This is a genomic window from Brochothrix thermosphacta DSM 20171 = FSL F6-1036, from assembly GCF_036884295.1.
In the GTDB taxonomy this organism is placed as follows: domain Bacteria; phylum Bacillota; class Bacilli; order Lactobacillales; family Listeriaceae; genus Brochothrix; species Brochothrix thermosphacta.
The window spans coordinates 1339197-1362670 of record NZ_CP145608.1 but is presented as its reverse complement, the minus strand read 5'-3'; the positions used below and the strand labels follow the sequence as shown (position 1 = coordinate 1362670).

At 35.0% G+C, this 23474-nt stretch carries 16 protein-coding genes and 1 CRISPR repeat array; of the genes, 13 read left to right on the top strand and 3 right to left on the bottom strand.

Annotation, left to right across the window (positions count from 1 at the left end; all coding sequences use genetic code 11):
- The first annotated feature begins 192 nt into the window (after positions 1 to 192).
- From V6S17_RS06955 to V6S17_RS06920, 8 genes are all read left to right on the top strand, one after another.
- Positions 193 to 1371 (top strand): DEAD/DEAH box helicase, encoded by a 1179-nt coding sequence (locus V6S17_RS06955; RefSeq protein ID WP_051457452.1) that lies wholly within the window; start codon positions 193 to 195, stop codon positions 1369 to 1371.
- Entirely contained in the window at positions 1371 to 2384 is a 1014-nt protein-coding gene (locus V6S17_RS06950) for a Z1 domain-containing protein (protein WP_051457453.1), read from the top strand. The genes V6S17_RS06955 and V6S17_RS06950 overlap by 1 nt, the downstream gene beginning before the upstream one ends.
- 740 nt (positions 2385 to 3124) lie before the next feature.
- Positions 3125 to 4254, top strand: a protein-coding gene (locus tag V6S17_RS06945) for an IS3 family transposase (RefSeq protein WP_141690152.1) whose coding sequence is annotated in 2 segments (ribosomal slippage) — positions 3125 to 3371 and positions 3371 to 4254 — 1131 coding nt in all. Because the reading frame shifts where the segments join, the coding sequence is not laid out codon by codon here.
- A 55-nt stretch (positions 4255 to 4309) separates the two neighbouring features.
- The gene (gene cas9 / locus V6S17_RS06940) at positions 4310 to 8212 is read left to right on the top strand and encodes a type II CRISPR RNA-guided endonuclease Cas9 (protein ID WP_029090905.1); all 3903 of its coding nucleotides are present in this window, start codon (positions 4310 to 4312) and stop codon (positions 8210 to 8212) included.
- Between the two features lie 15 nt (positions 8213 to 8227).
- Positions 8228 to 9100 carry a type II CRISPR-associated endonuclease Cas1 gene (cas1, locus tag V6S17_RS06935; protein WP_029090906.1) on the top strand — a complete coding sequence of 291 codons (873 nt, stop codon included), beginning with the start codon at positions 8228 to 8230 and terminating at the stop codon, positions 9098 to 9100.
- Positions 9097 to 9417: a CRISPR-associated endonuclease Cas2 gene (cas2, locus tag V6S17_RS06930; RefSeq protein ID WP_029090907.1), complete on the top strand. Its 321-nt coding sequence runs from the start codon at positions 9097 to 9099 to the stop codon at positions 9415 to 9417. The genes cas1 and cas2 overlap by 4 nt, the downstream gene beginning before the upstream one ends.
- Positions 9414 to 10097, top strand: a complete 684-nt coding sequence (csn2, locus tag V6S17_RS06925; RefSeq protein ID WP_029090908.1) for a type II-A CRISPR-associated protein Csn2 — start codon at positions 9414 to 9416, stop codon at positions 10095 to 10097. Before cas2 ends, csn2 begins: the two co-directional genes overlap by 4 nt.
- Positions 10098 to 10155: 58 nt before the next feature.
- Positions 10156 to 10521: direct repeats of the CRISPR family, unit length 36 nt; unit sequence GTTTTAGAGCTGTGTTAAATTGAATGGTATTAAAAC.
- A gap of 146 nt (positions 10522 to 10667) precedes the next feature.
- Entirely contained in the window at positions 10668 to 12287 is a 1620-nt protein-coding gene (locus V6S17_RS06920) for a DUF2075 domain-containing protein (protein ID WP_029090909.1), read from the top strand.
- A gap of 61 nt (positions 12288 to 12348) precedes the next feature.
- Here V6S17_RS06920 and V6S17_RS06915 read toward each other — a convergent pair whose 3' ends face one another.
- On the bottom strand, positions 12349 to 13149 hold the full coding sequence (locus tag V6S17_RS06915) for a hypothetical protein (protein ID WP_338515644.1): 801 nt from the start codon (positions 13147 to 13149) through the stop codon (positions 12349 to 12351).
- Positions 13127 to 13489: a PadR family transcriptional regulator gene (locus tag V6S17_RS06910; protein ID WP_036026939.1), complete on the bottom strand. Its 363-nt coding sequence runs from the start codon at positions 13487 to 13489 to the stop codon at positions 13127 to 13129. The genes V6S17_RS06915 and V6S17_RS06910 overlap by 23 nt, the downstream gene beginning before the upstream one ends.
- A gap of 161 nt (positions 13490 to 13650) precedes the next feature.
- Between V6S17_RS06910 and V6S17_RS06905 the strand changes: the two genes are divergently transcribed.
- Together V6S17_RS06905 and V6S17_RS06900 are read left to right on the top strand one after the other, a co-directional pair.
- Positions 13651 to 13866, top strand: a complete 216-nt coding sequence (locus tag V6S17_RS06905) for a hypothetical protein (protein ID WP_029090912.1) — start codon at positions 13651 to 13653, stop codon at positions 13864 to 13866.
- Positions 13867 to 13880: 14 nt separating this feature from the next.
- Positions 13881 to 14318, top strand: coding sequence for a GNAT family N-acetyltransferase (locus V6S17_RS06900; RefSeq protein WP_244877100.1), 438 nt, complete (start codon positions 13881 to 13883; stop codon positions 14316 to 14318).
- A gap of 65 nt (positions 14319 to 14383) precedes the next feature.
- Here the strand turns inward: V6S17_RS06900 and V6S17_RS06895 are convergent, their stop codons facing one another.
- Entirely contained in the window at positions 14384 to 16147 is a 1764-nt protein-coding gene (locus V6S17_RS06895) for a ParB/Srx family N-terminal domain-containing protein (RefSeq protein ID WP_029090914.1), read from the bottom strand.
- 380 nt (positions 16148 to 16527) lie between these two features.
- Here V6S17_RS06895 and abc-f point away from each other — a divergent pair, with 380 nt between their 5' ends.
- From abc-f to V6S17_RS06880, 3 genes are all read left to right on the top strand, one after another.
- Positions 16528 to 18159, top strand: coding sequence for a ribosomal protection-like ABC-F family protein (gene abc-f / locus V6S17_RS06890; protein ID WP_029090915.1), 1632 nt, complete (start codon positions 16528 to 16530; stop codon positions 18157 to 18159).
- A 136-nt stretch (positions 18160 to 18295) separates the two neighbouring features.
- Positions 18296 to 18673 carry a hypothetical protein gene (locus V6S17_RS06885; RefSeq protein ID WP_029090916.1) on the top strand — a complete coding sequence of 126 codons (378 nt, stop codon included), beginning with the start codon at positions 18296 to 18298 and terminating at the stop codon, positions 18671 to 18673.
- 390 nt (positions 18674 to 19063) lie between these two features.
- Positions 19064 to 23383: a PolC-type DNA polymerase III gene (locus tag V6S17_RS06880; RefSeq protein WP_029090917.1), complete on the top strand. Its 4320-nt coding sequence runs from the start codon at positions 19064 to 19066 to the stop codon at positions 23381 to 23383.
- Positions 23384 to 23474: the final 91 nt, after the last annotated feature.

Sequence of the window (23474 nt, the reverse complement as noted above, 5' to 3'; positions counted from 1 at the left end):
TGCCAATTTTTTAAATTAACTAAAGCTAATAATATAAATTTTAAGGCAGTATATTTCCTCTTGGATATCACGATGCTTTTGAGATCAGATATATAAAGAAGCAATCGTTTTTAAATTAAAAACTAAATAATCGTTTGGTAAATAGCTTTAATATGATAAAGTAAAGGTATTGATTAAATAGGAGAGTATAAGATGCAACTAACAAATAAAATAAAAACAGCGTTATTCTTCACAGCTCTAAAACAACGAAATAGTTATCATTCTGTAGAAGAAAATTTAATGAAACAAACAATAAAACAACTATTAGAGAAACCAACAACATTTAAAAAACCTGGGATGTTACTAGGTGAAGTACAGTCAGGGAAAACGCGAGCGTTTATAGGAGTAATGGGTCTAGCTTACGATAATGGTATCGATGTAGTTATTCTTTTAACAAAAAACTCAAATGCTTTAGCGAGACAAACCAAACAGCGTTTAGAGTCAGAGTTTGAAGAAAGTATTACACATGATAAGTTAGCGATTTATGATATAACAGCTATGCCACAACAACTTGTTAAATACGAATTAGCTAAAAAATTAGCGTTAGTTGTGAAGAAAGAGAAAAACAATCTTCAACGACTAGATACACTTTTGTTTGAACACTACCCAGAATTGTCGAAAAAACGTATTTTAGTAATTGATGATGAAGCCGATTATGCCTCAGTTTCATACGAACAAAATCGTGAAAAAAACAGAGTAGAATTACGAGTTATCGCTAATCAAATAGATGAGATACGCGGGAAAATTTCACAATTATTTTATTTACAAGTGACCGCAACACCTTACTCACTTTATTTACAACCGGATGATGAGGTAACCGCGGGATTTAATGGTTATCAACCAAAACGTCCTGCGTTTACAACGATTTTACCCACGCACGATAAATATGTGGGTGGAGAACTATATTTTGAAAAAGCAAAAGAGAAAAATCATCTTGCCAGCTATCTATATCATGAAATAACTACAGCTGAAATAGAGATTTTCAAAAAAAGTGATAAACGTCGTGTGAAAATTGACTTTTTATTAACTGGAGAACGTTATCAAGGTATTCGTTCGGCGTTAATTAACTTTATCGTCGGTGGGAAATTACGTAATCTTCAACAACAAGAACAGCAACACTACCCCGAAAAATATGCTTTTTTAATGCATACAATGACAACAAAAGCTGCTCATCAATGGCAGGCAGACATCGTCAAAAATTTAGCAAAGCAATTAACAATTGCGATGACAGAAAAGCCGGAATTGTTTGAGGCATTAATTTTACAAGCTTATACTGATTTAGAACGCTCTTTAGAAAAAAAGCTTCCATTCCAGCTTTTCCAACAGTGTTAATGGCAGTTAAACAAGCATTAGTTAATGAAGAATTGCTAATTGAAGTCGTCAACTCTGAAAAGGACGTTGAGTTGTTATTGGATAAGAGCGGCCAACTTAAACATCGTACACCCTTGAACTTTTTTATCGGAGGCCAAATTTTAGATCGTGGGATTACAATTGATAATTTAATCGGTTTTTACTATGGACGGAATCCACAGAAATTCCAACAAGATACTGTGTTACAACACTCGCGTATGTACGGGGCTCGACCGCTAATTGATATAGCTGTCACTCGTTTTTATACAACACAAACAATCTATGATGTAATGGAGCAAATGTATTACTTTGATGCCGATTTACGTCAAGCGATCATAAGTGGCTCTAACCAACAAGGGGTTGTATTTATTCAAAAAGATGACAACAATCAGATTATCCCATGTAGTCCTAATAAATTATTATTGTCTAACATTCAAATGTTAAAAGCACACCGCCGTTTATTGCCAATTGGTTTTCAAACAATACCAAAAAGTTATTTAGCACCTTTGGTGAAAAAATTGGATGTTTTTATTGCGGACCTTCGTAAAAGAGCAGTTGCTGTTGATGAAGATGACAACCGGTCTTTTTTAGTGAAAGTAGAAGATGTCGAAACTATTCTGGAGCAGATTGTAGCAACCTACGCTGTTAAAGATGCCCATCCATGGGATAGTAGACATTTTATTTCTGCGCTTTTGTATATGTCGCGTGAAACAAAATCTGCTGATAAAGGACTTGTATGGCTAGTATTACGTGAAAATCGTAACATGTCACGCATTCGTAAAAGCAATCAACATTATGAAGATGCGCCTGATACTAGCCACGATGAATTAGCAGAAGCACGTGTATTAGCTACGGATATACCCGCACTTATTTTATTGAGGCAAAATGGAGAGGAAAAACAAGGGTGGAAGGGCGGCGCTTTTTATTGGCCCGTTCTGATTACGCCAGCTGATTTTAAAACAACAGTATATTCGAAAAACACATATCGAAAATAAAGCAGCTGTTACTATATGATTGTTTAAGGCATGGATTATACATTTTTGTATTATTCCATGCTTTTTTAGTGAAATTTAAATAAATAAAATACGTGGATTACATATATAATAAAATTATAATGTTAAATGAAATACCTTATATGTCACAATTAGTATCAATCTTAAGTATAGGTGAGAGTAATTAGATATGATTTTGAGTGTTTGTAGTATAGAAAGTTAGAATAGCGTGAGGGTGAGTTTTCTCATGGACCTACTAAAAATAAGATTTAGTTAACTTTTATAGTGCTTTTATTGACAAATTAACAACAAATGGTCAACAGATTAATAAAAAACTTATAATTGGATGACATCGTATCTAAATAGCGGTATGATAATTATGTAAGCGCTATTTAAAAAAAGACAAAAAAAAAAGACCTGATGGCAGGTCATCTAATTAAAGACGCTAAACAAAAATGTTTATTTTAACTCGCTGTGTTAAATTGAATGGCATCAATTGAATGATACAACTTAATAATATAACTTTGCGAGAAAAATGTCAACATAATAAATTTAATGAAGGAGTGAAAAAATGTCTCTGAATACAAATAAAAAATATAATATTGGATTAGATATCGGAACAACCAGTGTCGGATGGGCAGTAACAGATGCTGATGGACAGAAACTGGATAGGCTACACTAAGTTAGACAGAATAAATGAGGGCTTGTAAACTAAGACTACTAATAAAAAGGAGTGTGCTACTATGCCACGTCAACGTCGAACATTTACGCCTGAATTTAAACTGCAAATGGTGAAGCTTTATGAAAATGGAAAGTCACGTGCTGATATTGCTCGTGAATATGATTTAACCCCTTCGGGATTAGATAAATGGATTAAAAATCATCAAGCTACTGGCTCGTTCGCAGCTAAAGATAATCGAACAGAAGATGAAATAGAACTAAATAAATTACGTAAAGAAAATCAGCGGTTACTAATGGAGAATGATATTTTAAAGCAAGCGGCGCTGATCATGGGACGAAAATAAATGTGATTCGTAATAACGCTCACCTTTATTCGGTATCAGCAATGTGTGCCGTCCTCGAGATTAAAAGGAGCACCTATTATTATCATATAAATTTAGATGCCACTTCGCAGCGAAAAACAGAGGACATCGCACTTTCAAAAGAAATTGAACGGATTTTCAAAGAAAGCCGTAATAATTATGGTACGCGTAAAATCAAAAGAGAATTATTAAAGTTAGCTGAACCTAAACATGTATCAAGACGCCGAATTAGCCGCATAATGCATTCGTTAGGTTTAGTTTCAAACTACACTGTGGCTCAATTTAAACCGCAAAAATCACGTTCGAATGAGGCACTTATAAGAAACGAGTTAAAACGTGCGTTCATTCAAGAAAAAGAATTAGCTGTCGTTGTAAGTGATTTAACATACGTTCGTGTCGGTGGAAAGTGGCATTATGTATGTTTATTTGTAGACCTTTTCAATCGTGAAATTATTGGACATAGTGTAGGAGAAAACAAGACTGCAAGTCTTGTCTATGAAGCATTAGCAAGCATTTCTGCAAATTTAAATGACATACAGCTGTTTCACACGGATCGAGGGAAAGAATTTGATAATCGGTTGATTGATGAAGCGCTTGAAACATTTAATATTCAACGTTCACTAAGTATGAAGGGTTGTCCTTACGATAACGCTGTAGCGGAAGCAACATTCAAAGTGTTTAAAACAGAATTCGCAAACCAAGCTCACTTTTCCAATCTTAATCAGCTGGAACTTGAATTAAATGATTACGTTCATTGGTTTAATAACATCCGTATTCATGGAACATTGGGTTATTTAACGCCTACCGAATTTAAATTACAGCCCTTATAATTTTTGTTCAATTTACTGTTGCCATTCCAAACTACTAAAAGCTAAAAATAAAAACTTGTGGGGTGTTTCTCTTTTCGAAGCAGGAAAAACAGCAGCAGAGCGTCGAGGATATCGGAGTACAAGACGTCGATTAAATCATCGCAAGTTTCGACTACGTTTATTAGAAGATATGTTCGAAAAAGAAATTTTAAGCAAGGATCCATCATTTTTTATACGTTTAAAAGAAGCTTTTTTATCACCCAAAGATGAGCAAAAACAGTTCAAAGGTAATATTTTATTTAATGATAAAGATTATACTGATGCAGACTATTATGAACAATATAAAACGATTTATCATCTACGTTATGATCTTATTTCACAACATCGCCAATTTGATATTCGTGAGGTTTATTTAGCTATCCATCATCTTATTAAATACCGCGGTCATTTTATCTATGAAGATCAAACATTCACGACTGACGGTAATCAACTACAACATCATATTAAAGCTATTATAACAATGATAAATAGCACTTTAAATCGGATAATTATACCGGAAACTATTGATATAAACGTTTTTGAAAAAATATTGCTTGATAGAATGATGAATAGATCCAGCAAAGTTAAATTTTTAATTGAATTGACTGGTGAAGATAAACAAGACAAACCGCTGTTAAAAGAGCTGTTTAATTTAATTGTGGGGTTAAAAGCAAAACCAGCAAGCATTTTTGAACAAGAAAATTTAGCAACAATTGTAGAGACAATGAACATGAGTACTGAACAAGTTCAATTAGATTTGTTAACGCTAGCAGACGTTTTAGCTGATGAGGAGTATGACCTTTTATTAACTGCTCAGAAAATATACAGTGCAATCATTTTGGATGAATCGATGGACGGTTATGAATATTTTGCAGAAGCAAAAAAAGAATCATATAGAAAACATCAAGAAGAACTTGTACTTGTCAAAAAAATGCTTAAAAGCAACGCTATTACAAATGATGAACGCGCAAAATTCGAATATTTTTATACAGATTATATTGGTGCAAAAAGTTCAAATTACGAAGAAAGCAAAAACATAAAAAAAGGACTCTCAGCTGCGTATGGAAAATACAGCAAAGAGGAACGTTTGTTCAAACATATCGAACTATTATTAGCAAAGGAAAACGTTCTAACGACTGTAGAACATGCTTTATTAGAAAAAAATATTACATTTGCGAGTTTATTACCATTACAAAGAAGTAGTCGAAATGCAGTGATTCCTTATCAAGTACATGAAAAAGAATTAGTAGCAATTTTAGAAAATCAAGCAACCTATTACCCGTTTTTGTTAGAGCAGAAAGATAATATTCATAAACTACTAACATTTAGGATTCCATATTATGTTGGACCTTTAGCCGACCAAAAAGACAGTGAATTTGCGTGGATGGTACGTAAACAAGCCGGTAAAATAACACCGTTTAATTTTGAAGAAATGGTTGATATCGATGCATCATCAGAAGCCTTTATCAAACGAATGACAAATAAGTGCACGTATTTAATTCATGAAGATGTTATTCCAAAACATTCATTTAGTTATGCGAAATTCGAAGTCTTAAATGAGCTTAATAAAATTAGATTGGATGGAAAACCAATTGATATTCCGTTGAAGAAACGAATTTTCGAAGGACTTTTCCTAGAAAAAACGAAAGTGACGCAGACAAGCCTAAAAAAATGGTTGGCAGAGCATGAACATATGACCGTTTCAGTTGTTCAAGGGACGCAAAAAGAAACAGAATTCGCGACCTCATTACAAGCTTTTCATCGTTTTGTGAAGATTTTTGATCGTGAAACAGTATCGAATCCTGCGAATGAAGAAATGTTCGAAAAAATAATCTATTGGTCAACTGTCTTTGAAGATAAAAAAATTATGCGTAGAAAACTGTCTGAATACCCGCAACTAACAGAACAACAGCAAGTACAATTAGCGCAAGTGCGTTTCAGAGGTTGGGGACGCTTGTCGCAACGCCTCATTAATAGAATAAAAACACCCGTTTCCGGTGATGAGGATCACAAGTTATCTATTAACGAGATATTATGGCAAACTAATGAAAATTTCATGCAAATCATTCGAAATAAAGATTATCTGTTTAAAAAAATCATTGAAGAGCAATTTGAGAACGAAACAGCGTTACTAAATAAACAACGGATTGATGAATTAGCCGCATCACCTGCGAATAAAAAAGGAATTTGGCAAGCCATCAAAATAGTGAAAGAATTAGAAAAAGTATTGCAACAACCTGCTGAAAATATTTTTATTGAGTTCGCTCGATCAGATGAAGAGTCTAAGAGAAGTACGCCACGAGATAAATTTATTGAAAAAGCTTATGCACAACTCAAAAAAGAAACAGACACGTTTAATTTGGAGCACTTAAAAGAACTGAAACAACGAAGTAAACAGCTTAGCAGTCAAAGATTATTTTTATACTTTATCCAGAACGGTAAATGTATGTATAGTGGTGAACATTTAGATATTGAAAGACTTGATTCTTATGAAGTGGATCATATCTTACCACAAAGTTATATTAAAGATAATAGTATTGAAAATTTAGCGCTTGTTAAGAAAGTTGAAAATCAACGAAAAAAAGATAGTTTGTTATTAAACAGTTCAATCATTAATCAGAATTATAGTCGATGGGAACAATTAAAAAATGCTGGTTTAATTGGTGAAAAAAAATTCCGTAATTTAACCCGAACAAAAATAACGGATCGTGATAAAGAAGGTTTTATTGCCAGACAATTAGTTGAAACACGTCAAATTACTAAACATGTGACACAGTTACTTCAACAAGAGTACAAAGACACAACAAAAGTCTTTGCGATTAAAGCAACGTTAGTGAGTGGTCTTCGCCGTAAATTTGAGTTTATTAAAAATCGTAATGTGAATGATTATCACCATGCACAAGATGCTTTTTTAGTCGCTTTTTTAGGAACGAATATAACTTCTAACTACCCGAAAATAGAAATGGAATATTTATTTAAAGGCTATCAGCATTATTTAAATGAAGTCGGGAAATCAGCAGCAAAACCAAAGTTCACTTTTATTGTAGAAAATTTAAGTAAGCAGCAATACAATAGCACAACGGGAGAAGTGAAGTGGAACCCGGAAGTAGATATTGCGAAATTGAAGCGGATTTTGAATTTTAAACAATGTAATATCGTCAGAAAAGTTGAGGAACAATCAGGTGCGCTGTTTAAAGAAACGATCTATCCTGTAGAGGAGTCATCATCAAAAACAATTCCATTAAAAAAACATTTGGATACAGCTATCTATGGTGGTTATACAGCTGTTAACTATGCCAGTTATGCATTGATCCAGTTTAAAAAAGGACGCAAATTAAAGCGGGAAATTATCGGTATCCCATTAGCAGTTCAAACACGCATTGATAACAGTGAAACTAGTTTGCAAGCCTACATTGCTGAGCAAATAAAATCTGAAGTAGAAATTCTTAATGGTCGAATTTTAAAATATCAATTAATTAGTAATAACGGGAACCGTCTTTATATTGCTGGCCCGAGTGAACGGCACAATGCGCGTCAGTTAATCGTTAGTGATGAAGCTGCCAAAGTCATTTGGTTGATTAGCACAAAACAGGCAGATGAGGCTATGTTTTTAAAATACTACCGACTTGAACATTTAGAAGCTGTTTTTGAAGAACTTATTCGAAAACAAGCAGCAGACTATCAAATTTTTGAAAAACTCATCAAAAAAATAGAGGTCAACAAGGTATATTTTTATAGCTGTACTTATAATGAAAAAGTTAAAGTGATTGAAGAACTATTGAAAATAACACAAGCAAATGCAACAAATGGAGATTTGAAGTTACTAAAGATGAGCAATAGGGAAGGACGACTAGGGTCTGTATCAGTAGCGTTGGATTTTAAAATTATCAATCAATCAGTTACTGGATTATATCAATCAATTGAGGATTATAATAATTAGAAAGCGAGTGAAACGATGAGTTGGCGAACGGTTGTGATTACAAAACATGTGAAATTATCATATAAAAATGGCTATTTAATTGTTCGAGGCGAGCAAGAACAAATGATTCATTTATCTGAAATACACACATTGCTGATTGATACAACGCGCGCAGTTTTAACAGCTTATTTGATTTCTGAATTGATGAAACAAAAGATTAAAGTCATTTTTTGCGATGAAAAAAGGCAGCCTGAAAGTGAGATTGTACCTTATTATGGGGCTCATAATACAAGCAAAAAAATTAAAGCACAATTAGCATGGTCAATTTCTGCTCAGCAAGAAATTTGGACAGCCGTTATTGCTGAAAAAATTCAGCAGCAACAACGATTGCTTAATAAATTAGGACTACCAGCAGCACAAAAGTTGAAAAATTATCTCGCCGACTTACAATTATATGATGTTACAAATCGTGAAGGTCATGCGGCTAAAGTGTACTTTAATGCTCTTTTTGGCAAGGATTTCGTACGAGAGTCAGATGACACTATTAATATAGCACTGAACTATGGCTACACTATCTTACTTTCGACTTTTAATAAGGAGATTGTTAGTCAAGGGTATTTGACTCAAATCGGTTTAAAACATACGAATCAATTTAATTATTTTAACTTGTCATCCGATTTGATGGAACCTTTTAGGCCTGTGGTTGATGCACTAGTCTACAACAATATGAATGATACGTTTGATACTGCTTACAAATTACAGTTAGTCAATTTATTGAATGAACAGGTCATCATTCAAGGACAAAAACACTTTGTCACTATGGCTATTCACCTGTATCTTAAAAGTGTTTTTAAAGCATTGGATGAAGGCAATCCACAGTTAATTAAGTCTTTGGAAGTCGCACAGTGAGTTATCGTTACATGCGAATATTACTTTTTTTTGACCTACCTGTTGAAACCACTGTTGAAAAAAGAGCCTATCGACATTTCCGAAAATATTTAATCCAAGAAGGGTTTATAATGTTGCAACAATCTGTCTATTCTAAATTAGTTTTGAATGGAACGACTGCAAACTTATTGAAAAACAGAATAAAAAAAGCATGTCCAACGAAGGGGCTGGTACAAGTGTTAACTATTACTGAAAAGCAATATGCCAATATTGATCTAATGGTTGGTTTTCAACAAGACAAAGTACTTGATGATGATAGTAGATTGACAATCATATGAATCTTGAAATTTTCCAATTAGATAACAGCCTGCTGTTTAATGATACGAGTGTTATTATAGTTGAAGTAGAAAACATTAAATTTTATCGGTCACTTATTGAAAGTTTTCACTGCATCTCAGAATTTGAAACTCCTGCAATTGAAATGAGACTTTATGAAAACAATGAAGAATTAAATATTGCGAATGAAACAGTGATTATCACGGATATCTTAGACTTCGACTTTAAACAACGTGTTTTTATTACTAAAATTTATAAACAGCTAGAGAAACAGTATCATAATAATAAGGAAATCGATCTTATTGCTGATCAATTAGTAGAGCTCCGTCAACTTATAGGCATTCAGTTAAATGACTATGATTTACCGCTACAACTGAATGAAGAAGTAAAACTATCTTCGCTTTATAAGCTGTTTAATGTTACTATAGAGGTTGAAACAGAGTCGATTTTGGATAGATTATTACTACTGATTGATCTTGTCGCACAATTGAAAATTGCTCGTATCATTATTTTGAATAATGTAAGGTGTTATTTTGTAGAGCAAGAGCTTCTAGAAGTATACAAGTACGCACTTTATAAAAACATAAAGCTATTACTGATTGAACCAATCTTTAAAAAAGGCAAATTACAATATGAACGAAAATTACAAATTGATAATGATTATATCGAATTTTGGCAGTAATACCTTCATTTTTGAATCGCGCAACGAGAGCAGTAATGACAAAATTTCATTGTTTGAGGTTTTAGAGCTGTGTTAAATTGAATGGTATTAAAACACAGCAAACGACTACGCAAGGAACGACAATGTTTTAGAGCTGTGTTAAATTGAATGGTATTAAAACCGTAGTAGCGACGTACTGAATACCCTCAGTGTTTTAGAGCTGTGTTAAATTGAATGGTATTAAAACCCACGTTCCTCATATGTACAATAGTGTTCGGTTTTAGAGCTGTGTTAAATTGAATGGTATTAAAACTGAAATATCGAGCTGCACAAGTCAGTAACTGTTTTAGAGCTGTGTTAAATTGAATGGTATTAAAACAAAACCGTCAGTATACACACCCGTCATGTAGTTTTAGAGCTGTGTTAAATTGAATGATTAAGAGAGTGACGTCCATTGATATAATGGATGTCTTTTTGTTATCTATAACTTTATTATGTCAACTAAATAAAGGGCATTTAAAATAACATGACAAACGTTGTTATGCAAGGTAATCTAGAACTAGATTAACATTACTTAAAGGTGGTTGGAGGATGACTGGATTAAAAATTAAGCAATTTAAATTAGATAAACAGGCGATTAAGCAAATTAGTGATGACTATATTGTCGACTATCCAACTGTTTATTTATTAAATAATGATAAAGAAGCGTATATCGGCGAAACTGTTGCACTGAAGAATAGAATGCGTGCTCATTTAGCCAATCCACAGCGCAGTAAACTTACAACAGCTCATGTCATCAGCCATAATGAATTCAATCAATCCGCCACCTACAATATTGAAACGAAGCTGATTAATTACTTTTTAGCGGATCAAAAATATATCTTACAAAATAAAAGTCAAACGGTTCAAAGTATCACTCATAACTACCATAATAAAGCTTATTTTAACGAGCAGGTGTTTACAACATTATGGCGACAACTCCTTACTCAGGGGATAGCCTCGTATAGTGCTGATGAGATTGAAAATAAAGATATCTATAAATTATCACCTTTTAAACAATTATCAGCAGAGCAATTAGATTTAAAAAATACTATTATTGAGAAGTGTACAACCCATATTAATGATCAAAAACCATTTGTTTATTTTATTAAGGGTGAAGCTGGTGTCGGTAAGAGTGTTATTTTAAGTTCTGTTTTTAATCGCATTCAGGAATTATCACAGGATAAAAACTCACCCTTGTATCAAACAGATAATAAACTACTCGTCAATCATGGTGAAATGCTTAAGACGTATGAAAAAATTTCAAAAAAAGTTAAAGCTCTTAAGAAGAAAAATTTTATGAAACCAACTACTTTTATCAATGACATGAAGAAAAATAATGATTTTGCTGATATTGTATTTGTAGATGAAGCACATTTATTATTGTCTCGATCAGATAGTTATAATAGTTTTGTTGAAGATAACCACTTGGAAGAGATTATTAAACGCAGTAAAATAGTAATCGCAGTTTATGATGAGAAGCAAGTACTGAAATTGAAAAGTTATTGGGATGAAAATAAATTAGCTCATCTTAACGTTGATTATACAACTGAAGAACCCTATCAATCGAAGGATCAATTCAGAATGAAAGCCAATGACGAGGTCGTTGACTGGATTGATAGCTTTGTAATAACTGAAATCAAGCCACTGCCACACGATGATAATTTTGATTTCAAAATATTTGATAGTGCGTTAGCAATGTATGAGGCCATCAAACAAAAAAACAAGACAGCAGGTTTATCACGCATTGTTTCAACTTTCGATTATGTACATATGAAAAAGAACAATGAAGTGTATTATGTTGAAGATACTAATTTCAAGTTGCCCTGGAACACGACTGTGAAAGGCAGCGAAACTTGGGCTGAAAGACAGGATTCAATTGATGAAGTCGGTTCAATATATACGGTACAAGGTTTTGATTTGAATTATGTGGGTGTTATTTTAGGTCCCTCTGTTTCATACGATGTTGAGACTGATTCTGTTAAAATAATAACAGCTAACTACTGTGATACGGCAGCTTTTAGTGGCCAAACAGGCTTTGATAATGTTGAATTAATCAAACAAAAAATCGTTTTAAATTCGATTAACATCCTCATGAAACGGGGGATTAACGGTTTATATATTTTCGCTAGTGATCCTGCATTGCGAGAACGTTTAGCGCGGAATGACTAAAAAATAGAGCTGTAAATAAAAATAACAGAAGCAACGTCTTGTTTGACGTCACTTCTGTTATTTATTTTTTACGCAAAACTGTTTTGGTACTTAGTATTAGGCCGATAACGAGTAACCCAATTGTTATAATAGTGCCTGTTAGTGAATCTAACCATCCCTGTAACATAGGCACCCGGTAAGCATAAGCGAGCAAGCAGACTAACAATAATAGTGGGAAGTAAGGACGTAACAAACTCTCTTTGTTATTAAAAGAAAAGTAACAACCGATTACCAGAAATAAACTAATTATGAGGATACTGGTTAAATTATTGAATGATACTACAAAAAAAGGCGGAAAGTAAATCATTGTCAAAAGTAACCCCATCATCCCTAGTGAACTAACGCCATAAAGAACAATTTTTTCGAATTTTATTTTTTTGCTATAAATCGAACGGCGAATCAATAAAAGTAAAATAGATATTAGAAGAACTAGAGCTACTAAAACAAATAATAATTTACCAAAATTAATGGCAGGCACTGTTTGAATAAACGTCATTAGGATGAAAAATAATAAGAACGGAGCATAAGCATATAAAAAAGCAGAAAGACGTTCACTCCATGTACTTGGTTTTATTTCGACTAACATCGCATCTGCTAGCTGTTGAGGATGCTTGCCAAAATAGTCTAAAGCAGTGATATTATCAGCTTGTGCGCTTAATAAATCATCTAAAATCACCAGCAATATCTCTTCAATTTGCTGTTCTTGATAACGCCAACCGCCTCGTAATCGTAAATAGAGTAATATATCTTCATAATACAGTTGATTTTGTTTAGTTAAAGCGTGTCTTTTGTTATTATTTTCAGCTATTAGTTCCTTCATCACATGAACCGCCTCCTTCAATTAGTTGATCAACGGAGTGTCTTAAGATACGCCATTGTTGGATGAATCGCTCGCATTCTAATTGTCCGGTGTCGCTTAAACTGAAATATTTTCGTTTTGGTCCATCGGGGGAAAGACGTTGTTCACTTTCAATTAGCCCTTTATTTTGTAATTTTAGAAGTAAGGGATAAATTGTTCCTTCTGATAAGGGGGAAAAACCAAAGGCCTGTAACTTTTTATTCATTTCATAACCGTAGACTGTTTCACGACTAATAACAATCAAAATACACCCTTCAAGTATACCTTTGAGCATCTGCGAAGAGATTTTCAGCTCGGATTCCATAGATTGCACCACCTTTACTTATAGTTACTATTTTATAACACTTCACCTACTTTGTAAAACATAGTAGTGGATGAGTTGAGAAAACGATGGTATTCAATTGTATAAAAATATTTTTCAAAGGGTAATATGTTATTATAAAGAGAGGCTAAGGGGGCTAATACATGCAAATATGGGCTATGTATAAAGAGCGATTATCATTCATTTTAATCGCACTCATTGTTATCATTTTTGGCTGGTTATTAATAAGAAGCAGTTGGAAGTTACGTACGTCAATGCCTCTTTTTTTAGCGGTACTATTATTCATTATCGGCCTTGTTATTACTATAATTGCAGTTTATTTATTAATTTTTATAATTTATTTTGGACTTAATTACTAAAGGAGTTTATACAGATGACAATTAAAATGAAACCTGCTATTCGTAAAGACGATGCTATTATTATCAGTATCTGGGAAGCTTCTGTTCGTGAAACACACGATTTTTTATTACCAGGCGATTTCGAAGAATTTAAAATACAATTAATTAAATACTTACCCTTATTAGATATGCAACTATGGTTAGAGGACGATGTGCCGATCGGTTTTTCAGCGATAGCTAATCAAAAATTAGAAATGTTTTTTATAGCACCCCCATACATCGGACAAGGATACGGGCGTTCTATCATGGCTCAATTATTTTCTGATTTCGCGATTAAGTCAGTGGATGTTAATGAACAAAATGCTGCTGCAGTTAGATTTTATCTTAAACAACACTTTGAAGTCCTTTCGCGAGACGAAAGAGATGACGGTGGTAAACCATATCCTATTTTACATTTAGGATTAAAGTCATAATAAAAAGCCGACAGACTGACAGTTAAACGTCAGCTTGTTGGCTTTTTTATTTGCGCGTGATTAAGTTACTCCTTTAAGCGATAAAATTTAATACCCGCAGTAATCACACAAGCAGCACCTAATAGGATTAACCAAAAATGGATGGGGCTATCTCCCGTGTGTGGTAGTGTAGAATCAGCAATTTGTGTTGTAGCTGTTTTATCTGAAGAATGTGTTTGTTCTACTGGTGAAATAGCAGCATCTGTAGAAGAACTCGTTTCACGTTCAGATGAATTTTTTTGTGAATTAGATGAAGAATTTGTATCACTTCCAGATGTATCTGATTCACTAGCAGAAGAAGAGCTATTCTCACCATTAGTTGAACTTGTTGCAGTATCAGAAGAGTTTGTATCACTTCCAGATGTATCTGATTCACTAGAAGAAGAGCTATTATCACTAGCAGTTGAACTTGTTTCAGTGTCAGAAGAGTTTGTATCACTTCCAGATGTATCTGATTCATTAGCAGAAGAAGAGCTATCAGCACTATCAGTTGAACTTGTTGCAGTATCAGAAGAATTTGTATCACTTCCAGATGTATCTGATTCACTAGCAGAAGAAGAACTATCATCACTAGCAGTTGAACTTGTTGCAGTATCAGAAGAATTTGTATCACTTCCTGACGTATCTGGTTCACTAGAAGAAGAACTATCATCACTAGCAGTTGAACTTGTTTCAGTATCAGAGGTGCTCGTATTATCATCAGTAGATGAATCTTCTGATGTAGGTGGCTCTACGGGTGTATTGCCGTCAAAAACAGCTTGATTTGATGTTGTTAAATTCGGATGTGAGAACATATATGCTTTTGCTGTATCGAGCTTATCTTGCTGTTTTGCTAATTTAGCTGCACTGTAGCTGTCTTGTAAGGCAATTTGGTTAGCTGTTATGCCATACTGTTGCGTAACAACTTCATTGAACAGGTTAGTGTATTTAGCATCGCCAGCAATCAGTTTTTCGAAAATAACATTGCCTCGTTCAAAAGCTGTTTGATAATCACCAGGTGTTTGAAAATTCAACTCATCAAATTCATGTGTGCGTGACATGAACTCACCCCAGTAAAACTCAGCAAAAGGAACAGAAATAGTATCTTTATTGATTGCAGTTGAACGCCAGAAGTAGTTCAAACCGCGGAAGGGATCATTCACAAACAATTGGTTATTCATTTGTTTCGGCAATTTCAAGCCTGAAATTGTTTCGTACTGATGTGTAGCTACATTATAAGCTTTCGGATACATATACTTTTGTGCTAACATCGTTTGCCAGAAAGTTTTTTCATCTAAATCACTATAGTCAGCAATTACTGCGACATTAATTTTATCATAGCCCAGTCCGGTCATCTCTTTAATGAGTTGATTAGTATTTGAGCCATGATGACCATCGATAGCATAATATTCTTTATGAGGTCCAATCACAACTTGGACAGATAAACTTCCAAGCGCTGGGTTGACGAGTGCCCCTAATTCTTCTCGCATATTAACTGTTTTCAAAAGATTTTTATCTTGCTTTGGAGTTTGTGTATCAGCAGTTAAATAGTTGCCTTTGATATAACCATTGTCTTCATTAAAATCTTCAAAGAAACTGGCTGTTAAAGCAGCATCATTGGCGAGATATTCAGTCAATTTATAGGAAATTTGAATTTTTCCGATACCTGCTTGAGTGGGGTGAAGGCTTGAGATTGGTACATCGTAGACAACAATCGGCGATAATGATGCCTCAGCTGCAACTGTTTTGAAGGGAAGGAAAGCGAAAATTAATAGTAAGATGACAATACTAAGCTGTGTGATTTTTTTCATAGTAGCTCCTTTAAGATGTGATGTCTTTATCTTAAAGTAAATATATTTTTAAATGGTGAAGTCTACTTAAAGGTTATGTTAAGATTATGTAAAGCGCTGATTTGTAAAATAAATCGAATGGCTAAAAAAGCTTTTTTGCTAAGTTTTCAGTGCCATGTTATAATTTTAGTAACTTAAAAACAGAAGGGACGATGGGTGGCCGATGAAAATATAATCTTGTTGTAAACGTTTGAACTGAATTTTTCAAATGATACCAATAGGATTAGTCTGCCCATTTTCTCTAAAAATAACGTATACGTTTATTTAGTGCGGCATATATACTAATCCTTCCATTATTATGATGGAGGGATTTTTTTCTCCCTTCGTGAGAGGATGATTACATGAAAGAATTAATGAAAATGAATAACCTCACAGTTACATTTAAAGAGGATTTATTATTTAAAGCGGAACACATCGGTATTCAACAAGGTGAATGTTTAGCAATTATTGGTCGAAATGGAGCAGGAAAATCGACCTTAATGCGTTTGATGACAGAGGATTTACTACCAAGTACGGGTCATATTCAGTGGTTTGATACACAAATTAAACCACTATTAGTTGCTCAAGAAGCAGCAACATTTGTTGAAGATAAAATGGTTTCAACAAAAGAAGCACAATTATTATCACAATGGCAGGTCCCAAATCTACCCTATGAAAAATTAAGTGGTGGAGAGAAACTCAAACGACGTCTCGCTTTCGGCTTTGCGCAGCCACATGGTTTGTTATTGTTGGATGAACCGACCAACCACTTAGATAAAGACAGCACGGCGTTCCTAATTGAACAAATAAAAAGCTATACGGGTACAGTTGTACTGGTATCCCATGATCGCTATTTTATCGATGCTGTTGCGACGAAAATTTGGTCAATTGAATCTCAGAAAATTATTGAACAGATCGGAAATTATTCGCATTATCAGTCTGTTCGTGAAAACCGAGAAAAAGAACAAGCGCGGGCTTTTGACAAACAAAAAAAAGAAATCAAACGCGTATCCGACCAAATGAACACCTTACAATCATGGTCAAGTGAAGCCCATGCACAATCAACGAAACAAGAAGGCTTTAAAGAATATTACCGTGGTAAAGCGAAACGGATGGATACACAAGTTAAATCGAAACAAAAAAGATTACAAAAAGAAATTGATAAAGCGGATCTTGCCCCGATAACACAAGAAGAGGCAGTTACCTTTACTCTGAAAAATCAGCCGAAACAAGGTCGTCGTATCTTGGAACTTCAAGGTATCACTAAAAAATATCAGCAAGAGACACTTTTTGAAGCGGTCAGTTTCACTATCCAGCAGGGGGAAAAAATAGCTTTAACGGGAGCCAACGGTGCGGGAAAAACAACTTTGTTAAATATTATTATGGGGGAAACACCCACAAGTGGAAGCGTTTGGCGTTCACCTGCAGCTAAAATAGGTTATTTAACACAAGAAGTATTTGATTTGCCGTTAGATAAAAGCCCTGAAAAGTTATTCACGCCTTATAATCGCTCTGAAATAGCAGGTATTCGTCATCTATTTAAACAACTAGGCTTTCAAGCGCAGCAATGGTTCAATCCAATTAGTGAAATGAGCATGGGGGAAAGAGTTAAGTGTAAGTTGATGCGCTATATCATTGAAGGAACTAATGTCCTTGTATTAGATGAACCCACTAATCATTTAGATTTACCTTCTCGCGAGCAATTGGAAGTCACTTTGGCTGCCTTTACGGGTACGTTAATCGTTGTGTCACACGATCGTTATTTCATCGAAAAAGTTACAGATAGAGTATTACTACTTAAAGATAAAAAAATAGGACAGCCGCTAGAAAAACAAGTCACAGGCGAGGATAATGATACCAAACGGCTACTTTTAGAGAATGAACGCCAACATATTTTGGGGCAACTTAGTTTATTGACGCCAAAAGATTCGAGTTATGATGATTTGGATAAAGCCTTTAAAGAACTCTCGCAACAGATTCGTAACTTAAGCTAATCATTCACATCCCCATAATACGAATATGGCTTTATAATAAGGGACAAATTGCTTTTTTCCTGTTTTTACAAAACGCCATTCCTTTGTTTATACTTTAGTTGTATCACGTTAAAACAACTGAAGGGAGCTAGCTTAAATGACGCAATTACACGTATTACAAAGCGTTTATGAAGATATTAAGAGCCGGATACAGCAACGAGGGCATGATGTGCAAGTGACTTTCCCGATAGAGGAATATCAGTATCCGTTTATGGTTCTGGATAGACAGGAAGACCACAATTTTCTTGCAGAAAATCGCTCAGCTTATATTGTATTCACCTGTTATGATTATGCTGAAAAGCGTGAAGATATTTTAGATTTAATCAGAGATATTTTTCGCGAGTTCTTTGATAACGGTAGAGACCGTTTGCCATGGCCATTGCTACAAGCAAAACTTCAAATAGAAACAAACTGGCATCATGGGAAATCCGTGACAGGTGCAGAAGTAACGTTGCATTTGGATTTAAGTAAATAACACAGAAGCTCCCGCTCGTTTTGCGGGAGTTTTCGTACGTGAAAGAGCTGTTATTTTCGATAAATTGCACTTAAAAGAGTTTCTATAAAATATATAAAACCTTCGATTCGAAAATAGTGTTTTTATAATGCCCGGTAAAAATAACACTGTGGTTTGTTTTATAAAATAAATAGGTGAAATACATTATTAAATTATGTTTACCTTCCAAATGATTGTTTTAGAACGAGAGCGTTTCTTTTGTAACCAAATAAAGTGCTTTTAGCTAACAAATTAATAAGCTATTACGAAATTACAGTTAGATTATAGATAGTAGCGACTGTCCCTTATGCTCGAAATTTGCTATACTTAACAGGTTGAACAGATCAAATAGGAACAGGTGGAGATGAACAGATGGGGAACCCAAACGAAACAAATAAATTAAACATTCTGATTGAACAAATCGGCCTCTCCGACAATGAAGTTATTGTAAATGAATTACAAACAGCATCATTAGAAAAGGTTGTCGTGCATCAGCAAAGCCAACGCTGGCAGTTTGTGATTCAAATTCCAACGTATTTAACAGGAACAACATATCGCGTTTTAACTGAGGCGCTTGGTAATAGTTTTGATCACATTCATTCATCAGAATTGAAATTCATATCATTAGGTGGCGAACTAACAAGCGAACTATTACAAGAATACTGGCCATTTTTTGCAAATAAAGTCCGTGAAGGTTCACCGATGATTGGTCAACGTATTGCTGATCAAGTACCGTCCGTTTCTCAACGGAAAATTACGTTGTCAGCGGATAACGAAACAGAAAAAATGGTAATGAGTAAAAAGTGTACGAACCAAATTCTACCTTTGTTAGAACAGGCGGGAATTACGGGCTATACTTTTATCATTGATGTTCAGTCTGTTAATCGCGAATCAGAAGAATTTAAGAAATTTACAGAAGATAAAGCACAAGAAGATAAAGCTAAAGCCTTAGCAACTTTAAACGAAATGCAAAAACGTGTGGAGAACCAATCGAAAGATAATCCAGTACCTAGTGGCCCATTAGTATTGGGCTTACCAATTAAAGCGAATGAAGAAATGATGACATTAGATGCAATCGTGGATGAAGAACGTCGTGTTACAGTGCAAGGTTATATCTTTGATGCCGAGGTACGTGAACTGAGAAGCGGTCGTTCATTGGTTCAGTTTAAAATCACTGATTACCGTAGCTCGATTATTGTTAAGATGTTCTCGCGTGATAAAGATGATAGCTCAATCTTCGCAGGTATAAAAAAAGGCTTATGGGTAAAAGTTCGTGGTTCTGTCCAAAATGATAACTTCTCTCGAGAGTTAATCTTGATGGCGCAAGATATTAATGAAATTTCAGTTAAAGGTCGTGAAGATAAAGCAGCTGAAAAACGCGTAGAGTTACACTTACATACACCGATGAGTGCAATGGATGCTGTAACACCAACGGGTGATTTAGTTGCTCAAGCAGCGAAGTGGGGGCATAAAGCAGTTGCGATTACCGATCACTCTGTGGCGCAGTCCTTCCCTGATGCACATGCTGCTGGAAAAAAACACGGCATTAAAATTTTATACGGTGTAGAAATCAATTTAATCGATGAAGGCGTACCGATTGTATACAATGAGTCACATCGTAATTTACGTGATGCTTCATATGTCGTTTTTGATGTGGAAACAACAGGGCTATCTGCGGTTTACGATAAGGTAATTGAGTTAGGTGCGGTAAGAATGGTTAACGGTGAAAAGGTTGATGAATTTGAAGCCTTTATCAATCCAGGTCATCCTTTAAGTGCCACAACAATTAACTTAACAGGTATTACAGATGATATGGTTGCTAACACACCAACAGAAGAAGAAGTGTTTAAGCGTTTTAAAGAATGGGCAGGAGATGATATCCTTGTTGCTCATAACGCAAGTTTTGATATGGGCTTCTTAAATACGGCATATAAACGCCATAATATGGGGGTTGCCGAAAACCCTGTGCTAGATACATTAGAACTCGCGCGTTTCTTATACCCACACTTCAAAAACCATCGTCTTAATACATTAACCAAACGATTTAACATTATTCTTGAACAACATCACCGGGCTATCTTTGACTCGGAAGCTACAGCATACTTAGCGTGGAAATTGATTAAGGATGCAGAAGAAGAACACACTATTTTGTTCCACGATCAATTGAATGAACACGTGGGTGAAGGCGATGCTTATAAACGTGCACGTCCCTCACACGCGACAGTTTTAGCAACTAACTATGTCGGTTTAAAAAACATGTTCAAATTGATTTCTGAGGCAAACCTCAGTTACTTCCATCGTATACCACGTGTACCAAGAACCTTATTAAACAAATTACGTGAAGGTTTAATTGTGGGGTCGGGTTGTGATCGTGGTGAAGTCTTTATGGCGATGATGCAAAAAGGGGCAGTAGAAGCTGAAAATGCGGCAGCCTACTATGATTATATTGAAGTTATGCCACCCACTGTTTATCAAACGCTTATTGAAAACGAAATGGTACGTGACCGCGAAGCACTACAAGACATCATCAAAAATGTAATTGCTTTAGGTGAAAAATTAGGTAAAACAGTTGTCGCAACAGGTAACGTGCATTACCTTGATCCAAAAGATAAAATTTACCGTAAAATTTTAATTAATTCTCAAGGGGGAGCCAACCCTCTGAATCGTTACCCGATGCCTGACGTTCATTTCCGTACAACAGACGAAATGTTGGAAGAATTTGCCTTTTTAGGTGAAGACAAAGCATTTGAATTAGTTGTAACTAACACCAACGCGATTGCAGATCAATGTGAACCTATCGTTCCAGTGAAGGATGAATTATACACGCCTAAAATTGAAGGGGCGGATGAAGAAGTTACAGAAATGAGTTACAACAATGCACGCGCTAAATACGGTGAAGAATTACCGCAAATTATCATCGATCGTTTAGAAAAAGAATTAAAGAGTATTATCGGGCATGGATTCGGTGTTATTTACTTAATCTCGCAAAAGCTCGTTAAGAAATCAAATGATGACGGTTATATCGTAGGTTCTCGTGGATCTGTCGGTTCTTCTTTCGTTGCAACGATGACGGGAATCACAGAGGTTAATCCCTTACCGCCACATTATGTCTGTCCAAAATGTCAGCATTCTGAGTTTTTCCATGACGGCTCAGTGGGTTCTGGTTTTGATTTACCAGATAAACCATGTACAGAGTGTGGCACTAACTACGATAAAGACGGACACGATATTCCTTTCGAAACTTTCTTAGGCTTTAAAGGGGATAAAGTACCCGATATCGATTTAAACTTCTCAGGAGACTATCAAGCACAAGCTCATAACTATACGAAAGTATTGTTTGGTGAAGAGTACGTTTACCGTGCAGGAACGATCGGAACAGTGGCCGAAAAAACAGCTTATGGTTTTGTAAAAGCTTATGAGCGCGACAATGACCTTCATATTCGGGGCGCTGAAACAGATCGCCTAGTAAGTGGCTGTACAGGAGTGAAGCGGACAACCGGGCAACATCCAGGGGGGATTATTGTTATTCCTGATTACATGGATGTGTATGATTTTTCACCGATCCAATTCCCAGCCGATGACGTCAACTCAGATTGGAAAACAACGCATTTTGATTTCCACTCAATTCATGATAACGTCTTGAAGTTAGATATACTGGGTCACGATGATCCGACAATGATTCGTATGTTACAAGATTTAAGTGGTATTACACCGGAACAAATCCCAACGGATGATCCGGAAGTCTTCGCATTGTTTTCAGGTACAACGTCATTAGGTGTTACACCAGAAGATATTAATTCAAAAACAGGAACTTTAGGAGTCCCTGAATTCGGAACGCGTTTTGTTCGACAAATGTTAGAACAAACCAACCCAAGTACTTTTAGTGAATTGCTCCAAATTTCAGGACTATCACACGGGACAGATGTTTGGTTAGGTAACGCCGAAGAATTAATTAAATCAGGTCAATCCGTTCTTTCAGAAGTAATTGGTTGTCGTGATGATATCATGGTTGGTTTAATTTATATGGGCGTCGAAGAATCATTAGCTTTCAAAATCATGGAATCCGTTCGTAAAGGAAAAGGAATTCCTGAAGATTGGGAAGCGGCTATGCGCGCTGAAAATGTACCTGATTGGTACATTGATTCATGTAAAAAAATCAAATACATGTTCCCGAAAGCCCATGCAGCAGCTTATGTCTTAAATGCGGTAAGAATCGCTTACTTTAAAGTCCATCACCCGTTATTCTACTATGCAACCTACTTTACAGTTCGTGCGGATGACTTTGATTTAATTTCAATGGTTAACGGTAAACACGCAATAGTAGCCAGCATGAAAAACATCACGGATAAAGGGATGGAAGCTTCAACGAAAGAGAAAAACCTTTTAACTGTTCTAGAATTAGCAAATGAAATGGTTGCTCGTGGTTATAAATTCCAAAAAGTTGATTTATATAAATCGAAAGCAGCTGAATTTATTATTGAAGGCGATTCATTAATACCTCCGTTTGATTCTATTCCTGGTTTAGGAACTAACGTCGCTAAACAATTAGAAGCGGCTCGTGCAGACGGTATTTTCCTATCGAAAGAAGATGTGAAACAACGTAGTAAAGTATCACAATCAATCATTGATTATATGACAGATATGGGTTGCCTTGAAGGGTTGCCTGATGAGAATCAATTGTCACTTTTCTAAAAAAACAGAAGACCTGCTCATTGCGAGTAGGTCTTTTGTTATGTTTTAATTCTGCTAGCTTTATGATATTCAATCGGTGCGACATAAAATG

Excerpts from the sequence above, each read along its gene's own strand:
- abc-f (WP_029090915.1), top strand. The coding sequence starts at position 16,528 with ATGAAAGAATTAATGAAAATGAATAACCTCACAGTTACATTTAAAGAG.
- V6S17_RS06885 (WP_029090916.1), top strand. The coding sequence starts at position 18,296 with ATGACGCAATTACACGTATTACAAAGCGTTTATGAAGATATTAAGAGC.
- V6S17_RS06910 (WP_036026939.1), bottom strand. The coding sequence starts at position 13,489 with ATGGAATCCGAGCTGAAAATCTCTTCGCAGATGCTCAAAGGTATACTT.
- V6S17_RS06880 (WP_029090917.1), top strand. The coding sequence starts at position 19,064 with ATGGGGAACCCAAACGAAACAAATAAATTAAACATTCTGATTGAACAA.
- csn2 (WP_029090908.1), top strand. The coding sequence starts at position 9,414 with ATGAATCTTGAAATTTTCCAATTAGATAACAGCCTGCTGTTTAATGAT.
- V6S17_RS06920 (WP_029090909.1), top strand. The coding sequence starts at position 10,668 with ATGACTGGATTAAAAATTAAGCAATTTAAATTAGATAAACAGGCGATT.
- V6S17_RS06955 (WP_051457452.1), top strand. The coding sequence starts at position 193 with ATGCAACTAACAAATAAAATAAAAACAGCGTTATTCTTCACAGCTCTA.
- V6S17_RS06900 (WP_244877100.1), top strand. The coding sequence starts at position 13,881 with ATGACAATTAAAATGAAACCTGCTATTCGTAAAGACGATGCTATTATT.
- cas1 (WP_029090906.1), top strand. The coding sequence starts at position 8,228 with ATGAGTTGGCGAACGGTTGTGATTACAAAACATGTGAAATTATCATAT.
- V6S17_RS06895 (WP_029090914.1), bottom strand. The coding sequence starts at position 16,147 with ATGAAAAAAATCACACAGCTTAGTATTGTCATCTTACTATTAATTTTC.
- V6S17_RS06905 (WP_029090912.1), top strand. The coding sequence starts at position 13,651 with ATGCAAATATGGGCTATGTATAAAGAGCGATTATCATTCATTTTAATC.
- V6S17_RS06950 (WP_051457453.1), top strand. The coding sequence starts at position 1,371 with ATGGCAGTTAAACAAGCATTAGTTAATGAAGAATTGCTAATTGAAGTC.